At 65.1% G+C, this 5,573-nt stretch carries 5 protein-coding genes; 1 reads left to right on the forward strand and 4 read right to left on the reverse strand.

What is annotated here, in order from left to right:
• Positions 1-72: 72 nt before the first annotated feature.
• From G3N99_RS33155 to G3N99_RS33170, 4 genes are all read right to left on the reverse strand, one after another.
• Positions 73-774, reverse strand: a complete 702-nt coding sequence (locus tag G3N99_RS33155; protein WP_206124483.1) for a hypothetical protein — start codon at positions 772-774, stop codon at positions 73-75.
• Between the two features lie 222 nt (positions 775-996).
• Positions 997-1,560 (reverse strand): barstar family protein, encoded by a 564-nt coding sequence (locus G3N99_RS33160; RefSeq protein WP_206124484.1) that lies wholly within the window; start codon positions 1,558-1,560, stop codon positions 997-999.
• A 16-nt stretch (positions 1,561-1,576) separates the two neighbouring features.
• On the reverse strand, positions 1,577-2,008 hold the full coding sequence (locus G3N99_RS33165) for a ribonuclease (RefSeq protein WP_031398890.1): 432 nt from the start codon (positions 2,006-2,008) through the stop codon (positions 1,577-1,579).
• 379 nt (positions 2,009-2,387) lie between these two features.
• Complete coding sequence (locus G3N99_RS33170) at positions 2,388-4,730, reverse strand: NADP-dependent malic enzyme (protein WP_277396474.1); 2,343 nt, start codon at positions 4,728-4,730, stop codon at positions 2,388-2,390.
• 135 nt (positions 4,731-4,865) lie between these two features.
• Between G3N99_RS33170 and thiL the strand changes: the two genes are divergently transcribed.
• Positions 4,866-5,573: thiamine-phosphate kinase (thiL, locus tag G3N99_RS33175; RefSeq protein ID WP_206124486.1), on the forward strand; the 708-nt coding region annotated here is incomplete at its 3' end.

Here is a 5,573-nt window from a genome sequence, read left to right on the forward strand (position 1 = left end):
TGCCGCTGCGCGATACGCGGCCGGCATCCCGACCGGAATACGGCGCGTTGCGATGCGACGGTCTATCGCAATTTACTTGCCGCTCGACGAGCCATGCGGCATCGCTTCCGACAACGCATCGAGCACCGGCGTCAGCACGTCCTGGGGGCTGCCGGTCGTCCAACCGCCGTCCAGACCGTAGACATCGATCTTGCCGGTCACCGGATGCGTTACCGGCGCCGCGTCCAGCACCTTCGCCATGCCGGAGAAGATCGCATTGAACGCGACAATCCGGGCCGCATCATTCTTCAGGCGGCCGTTGCCGAGCTTCGCCTCCAGTGCCTTCGCGCCGGGCCCCACATCCGGTACCCGGCACGCGAATTCAACCGTCGCGATCGTTTTGCCCTCGAGCGCCGAGTTCGGTCGTTGCGACGACCCGGTTGCCTTGCACTCCGAGCGATTGATCGCACGCTGATAGGCCGCGGCCATGCTCTCGACCGACGGACGTAATGCGGCACTCGCCTTCGGCGGCATCGGCGCCAGCAAGTCTTCCGCCATGTCCTTGCGCATCGATTCGCCAAACGTCGACAGAACGTCGACGTTGAGCGCGTCCTTGCCGCTGTAACTCTCGCGCACCGCATCGTTGAATTCGCGGGCTTTCGACACGTCGCCGTTGACGAGTGCGCCGATGTAGAGGTCGACGGTCTGCTCGGGCGTAAGCGGCGCCGCATGCGCGGCGCCCGCCGCGACCAGCAGGGGCAGCACGACAGCGCGTGCGGAACGGGAAATATTCATGGGAAGACAGCCCTCTCTCGACGGTTTGTTGTACACACCCGATGCGGCGGCTGCCGCAGCCGGGTCGACCGAGATTGTCTCGAAAAAAGGCGCCTGATGAAAGGCCAATGTCAGGAAGCGCAGTGCCGCGCCGGTCTGCGCGCGTCGCGCGGACGCAAAAAAGCCCGCTCGAGGCGGGCTTTTGACGGGTATTCGCCGGATCGGCCGCTGGCCGATGTGCGCTTACGCGAACGAGTAGAACACGCGGAACGCGACCTTGCGCTCGGCCCAGAATTCGGCCGCTTCGCGGAACACGTCGAGCAGCGTCTCGCGCCCTTCCTTGTCGAACTTCTGCGCGATCGGCAGCCCATCGAGGACGATCACGAAACCGGGCTGCGCGCCGGCCTTCGCGACGAGGTCGGTCAGCGAGTCGTACAGCGCGTCGTAGTTCTTCCCGAAATGCTTCGGGAACAGGAACGACGTCGCGATCGTTTCCATCACTTCCTGCTTCGACTGCGCGACGCCGCAAAACGCATACAGGAAATGCTGGCCGAGCCGGCCGGCTTCGTCGGCAAGATCCTGCACGCGGAACGCGCGGATCGATTGCACGAGATTGGGTCGCACGGTCGTGAAAAGGCTCATAGGCTCCTCGTTCGATGAAAGCCCGGACTCGGCTTCCTGTTGCTCCGGCGTGCCGCCAGCCTGCGCCGCCGCGTGCAGTTGGATCACGCGCTGAAACAGATTGCCGTCGCCGGCCGCGAACAGTTCCGCCGCCGCCGTTTCGTGCGCGTAGATGGAGTCGCTCATGCCATTCGTCCCGAAGTCATTCAACAATACGTTTAAAACTGTTGTAGTGGTCGCCCGTGTAATAACAGTTGTCGATCCGGCGCAATGGCCCGCCACAGACGATCCGGCGCGCGCCGCGATTGCGGGCACGCGGCGTCGGCACCGTGTACTCATGGTAGTAGCCGCGCTTCGCTTTTGGCAGGATCCGCTCGCGGTTGCCAAACACGACGCCGTCTTTCTCGTACGGATACGGACCGCCGGCGCCAATCAGGCCTAGCGTGGTCACAGCCTCGCGCGGAAGACGTGCGGTCGGAATCGTATCGAGCCCGCTCGCCGCCACGTCGGCCGGAACGGCCTCCCGTGCGTAAGCGGCGGAAACCAGACTGCCCGTCGGCGTGCCGACGATACCCATCGCGAACATCGCGAAGACGGACGCGAGCGCGCCGTTGCGGAGCCACTTGCGTGCCATGAACCAGGGTTCCCGCTGTTAAATCAAGTAGTTGACGACCAACAAAGGCGTTAGCGTAGCGTTATTGGCCGCGCGAATCAATGTCCGTTTGGGAATCGAAAGGCCAGTGATACCCGGAATTGCGCATTTTTTACCGAAATCTCACTACATTTATCTTACATAGGATAAAATGCGAACGGCATCTCTGGCATGGCAAGACTCTGCCTCCTTGCCACGCCGGCTACGCTGAGTGGAGAGAGATGCTGATGTTGCTTGAGGGAAGCGCGTTTGCGCCCTGCCCGCGGCGTGCCCATTGCGGGCACGCCTCTTTTTTGCTTTTGTTTACAATTTCGCCCGACGCGCCACACCGGTTCGACCGGCCTGGCGCGTTCGTTTTGGCTCAGCGCGTGGCGTTCACGTCGGCGACCAGCAGCGCCGCCATGTTGACGATGCGGCGAACGGTCGCCGATTCGGTCAGCACGTGCACCGGCTGCGCAGCGCCCAGCAGGATCGGCCCGATCGCGATGTTGTTGCCCGCGGCCGTCTTCAGCAGGTTGTACGCGATGTTCGCGGCGTCGATGTTCGGCAGGATCAGCAGGTTCGCTTCGCCTTCCAGCGTCGATTCCGGCAGGATTTCCTTGCGCAGCGCCGCGTCGAGCGCGACATCGCCGTGCATCTCGCCGTCCACCTTCAACTCCGGCGCGTGTTCCTGCAGGATCGCGAGCGTATCGCGCATCTTCTTCGCCGAAGGTGCGTTGCTCGTGCCGAAATTCGAGTGCGACAGCAGCGCGACCTTCGGCTCGATGCCGAAGCGGCGCACTTCTTCCGCGGCCATGACCGTGATCTCGGCCAGCTCTTCCGGGGTCGGATCGACGTTCACGTGCGTGTCGACGAGGAAAATCTGGCGGCCCGGCAGCACGAGGCCGTTCATCGCCGCGTACACGCTGCAGCCCGGGCGCTTGCCGATCACCTGGTCGATGAAGTGCAGGTGGCGGTGCGTGGTGCTGATCGTGCCGCAGATCATCCCGTCCGCTTCGCCCTTCTTCACCAGCATCGAGCCGATCAGCGTCGTGCGGCGGCGCATCTCGACCCGCGCGAGCTGCTCGCTGATGCCCTTGCGCGCCATCATCTTGTAGTACGTCTGCCAGAAGTCGCGGTAGCGCTCGTCGTGCTCGGTGTTGACGACCGTGAAGTCGGTGCCCGGCGTCAGGCGCAGGCCGTAGCGCTGGATACGGTGCTCGATCACCGACGGACGGCCGATCAGGATCGGCTTCGCGAGCTTTTCGTCGACGATGATCTGAACGGCGCGCAACACGCGCTCTTCTTCGCCTTCCGCGAACACAACGCGCTTCTTCTCTTCCGGCGCGGCGCGCGCGATCTGGAAGATCGGCTTCATCGTCGTGCCGCTGTGGTACACGAACTGCTGCAAATGGACGCGGTACGCCTCCATGTCCTCGATCGGGCGCGTCGCGACGCCGCCGTCCATCGCGGCCTGCGCGACGGCCGGTGCGATCTTCACGATCAGGCGCGGATCGAACGGCTTCGGAATCAGGTATTCGGGCCCGAACGACAGATCCTGGATGCCGTACGCAGTCGCGACGATGTCGCTCTGCTCGTGCTGCGCAAGCTCGGCGATCGCATTGACGGCCGCGATCTCCATTTCACGCGTGATCGTCGTCGCGCCGACGTCGAGCGCGCCGCGGAAGATGAACGGGAAGCACAGGACGTTGTTGACCTGGTTCGGGTAGTCGGTGCGGCCCGTGGCCAGCACCGCATCCGGGCGCACTTCGAGCGCGAGTTCCGGCAGAATTTCCGGCGTCGGGTTCGCGAGCGCGAGGATCAGCGGGCGCTCGGCCATGCCCTTCACCATCTCCTGCTTCAGCACGCCGGCAGCCGACAGGCCGAGGAAGATGTCCGCGCCGTCGATCACTTCGGCCAGCGTCCGGGCTTCCGTTTCGCGGGCGAAACGCTCCTTGTCCGGGTCCATCAGCTCGGTGCGGCCCTTGTAGACCACGCCGGCCAGGTCGGTCACGATGATGTTCTCGATCGGCAGGCCGATGTCGACCAGCAGGTCGAGACACGCGAGCGCGGCCGCGCCCGCGCCGGACGCGACGAGCTTGACCTTCTTGATGTCCTTGTTGACGACCTTCAGCCCGTTCGTGACGGCCGCGGCCACCACGATCGCGGTGCCGTGCTGGTCGTCGTGGAACACCGGAATCTTCATCCGCTTGCGCGCTTCGCGCTCGACGATGAAGCAGTCCGGCGCCTTGATGTCTTCCAGGTTGATCCCGCCGAAAGTCGGCTCCAGCGCGGCGATCACGTCGACGAGCTTGTGCGGGTCCGACTCGTTCAGCTCGATGTCGAATACGTCGATGCCCGCGAACTTCTTGAACAGCACGGCCTTGCCTTCCATCACCGGCTTCGACGCGAGCGGGCCGATGTTGCCCAGACCGAGCACCGCCGTACCGTTCGTGACGACGCCGACCAGGTTGCTGCGCGCGGTGAAGCGTGCCGCGTTGAGCGGATTCTCGACGATCTCCTCGCACGCGTACGCCACACCCGGCGAGTACGCGAGCGCGAGGTCGCGCTGGTTGATCATCTGCTTGGTCGGGGCGATCGCGATTTTCCCGGGGGTCGGGAATTCGTGATAGTCGAGCGCGGCTTCGCGGAGCTTGGCTTTGGAGGAGGCTTGGGTAGACATGTGTCTCTTGGCGGGCGGATTAGAATAACTCTTCGACGGCATTGTAGCGCCAATCATCGGCCGCCAGACCGGCGATTCGGGTGCAACAGCCGCGACAAAATTGTACTGAACGGTGCAGGAACGCCGCCGTTCGCCTCGTACAATGCCGTTCCTTCCATCGTTTCGGATCCATCCGCCGTGCCAGCCGCCCTCTCCGAGTTTTCGCTGATCGAACGCTTCTTCACGCGCCGCGCCGCGCAGGGCGCACGCGCGTCGACACTCGGCATCGGCGACGATTGCGCGCTGATCACGCCCCGATCCGGGAAATTGCTGGCCATTTCGACCGACATGCTGGTGGAAGGCCGCCACTTCTTCCCCGACGTCGCGCCCGACGCGCTCGGCCACAAGACGCTCGCGGTCAACCTGTCCGACCTCGCGGCGATGGGCGCCGAGCCGCGCGCGTTCACGCTCGCGTGCGCGCTGCCGCGGGCTGACGCCGCGTGGCTGGAAGCGTTCAGCAACGGGCTGTTCGCGCTCGCCGAGCGCTACGGTTGCGAGCTGATCGGCGGCGACACGACGAGCGGCCCGCTGAACCTGTGCGTGACCGTATTCGGCGAAGTCTCGCCCGACGCGGCGCTGCGCCGCGATGCCGCGCGCGACGGCGACGACGTCTGGGTGTCCGGCACGCTCGGCGATGCGCGCGCCGGCCTCGGTGTCGCGCGCGGCGAATGGACAGCCGGCGCCAACGAAGCAGCCGTGTTCCGGCGTGCGCTCGAGCGCCCCGAACCGCGCATCGCGCTCGGCCTCGGGCTCGCGGGCGTCGCGCACGCGGCGCTCGACATCTCGGACGGCCTCGCCGGCGACCTGCAGCACATCCTGGCCCGCTCGAACGTGCGCGCCGAAATC

This window comes from Burkholderia sp. Ac-20392, assembly GCF_017104585.1.
GTDB lineage: Bacteria > Pseudomonadota > Gammaproteobacteria > Burkholderiales > Burkholderiaceae > Burkholderia > Burkholderia lata.